This is a genomic window from Rhodobacter sp. NSM, assembly GCF_052244495.1.
Lineage (GTDB): Bacteria > Pseudomonadota > Alphaproteobacteria > Rhodobacterales > Rhodobacteraceae > Cereibacter_A.
The window spans coordinates 1-741 of the sequence record NZ_JBQPXH010000063.1 but is presented as its reverse complement, the minus strand read 5'-3'; the positions used below and the strand labels follow the sequence as shown (position 1 = coordinate 741).

The window sequence follows — 741 nt, the reverse complement described above, 5'->3', positions numbered from 1 at the left end:
ACTGCTCTTGGGTTCGAGCTGCAGGAGCGCATCCGCCTGATAGGTCGGGGGCGTGTTGACGAGATGGGCCAGCGCGAGAAACGCCGTTCCCGTCATGAAGCCCGCGATCCAGGTCCTGCCGGCCCAGAGCTGGGCCATGAGGAGCCCGAGATCGATCTCGTCCTCTTCGGCGGCCGGCACCTGCCGGGACGCATCCGTCATCCGTCAACCCTCTTGCGCAGCCGCAGGGCCCAGGCATCGGCCGCCGCGGACAATCTGGAAAATGTGCTCTCGTAGACCTCGGCCAGGCGGCCGTAGGGATCGGGGATCCCTCGGCTTCCCGACCAGTGGTCGAAGAGCATGGTCCGGCCGAGAAGCTGCGGCGCCAGCCGGGCGATCCGCGCCCGGTGCGCCGTCTCCATGACGAGGATGAGATCGAAGGCCGTTCCCATCGCGGGCGTGAACTGCCGCGCCACATGGCCTGCGAGCGACAGCCCGCCGGCCTCGGCCACCGCCGCCGAGCGCCCGTCGGCGGCACTTCCCACAAGTGCCGCCAGCCCCGCCGACTCGATCCGGAGCCCGGGGAGCCGCGCCCTGAGGAGCCGCTCGCCGGTGGGCGAGCGGCAGATGTTGCCGACGCAGACCACGAGGACGGACTGGACGTCCACCGCTCAGTCCGCCCCCAGCCGGTCGAGGCTGCTGGTGATCCCCACCGAGGGCAGCAGGTCGGTGATCGTGTCGTTCCAGCGGCTGAGCGGCGCA

The 741-nt window shown here is 70.6% G+C and carries 2 protein-coding genes; both read right to left on the bottom strand.

Annotation, left to right across the window (positions count from 1 at the left end; translation table 11 throughout):
• On the bottom strand, positions 1-201 hold a 201-nt coding region (locus tag ACTVZP_RS22275), incomplete at its 3' end, for a Wzz/FepE/Etk N-terminal domain-containing protein (RefSeq protein WP_443214309.1).
• A complete protein-coding gene (locus tag ACTVZP_RS22270) occupies positions 198-647 on the bottom strand; it encodes an arsenate reductase/protein-tyrosine-phosphatase family protein (protein WP_443214308.1) in 450 nt (149 codons plus the stop codon). The genes ACTVZP_RS22270 and ACTVZP_RS22275, both read right to left, overlap by 4 nt.
• Between the last annotated feature and the right edge of the window lie 94 nt (positions 648-741).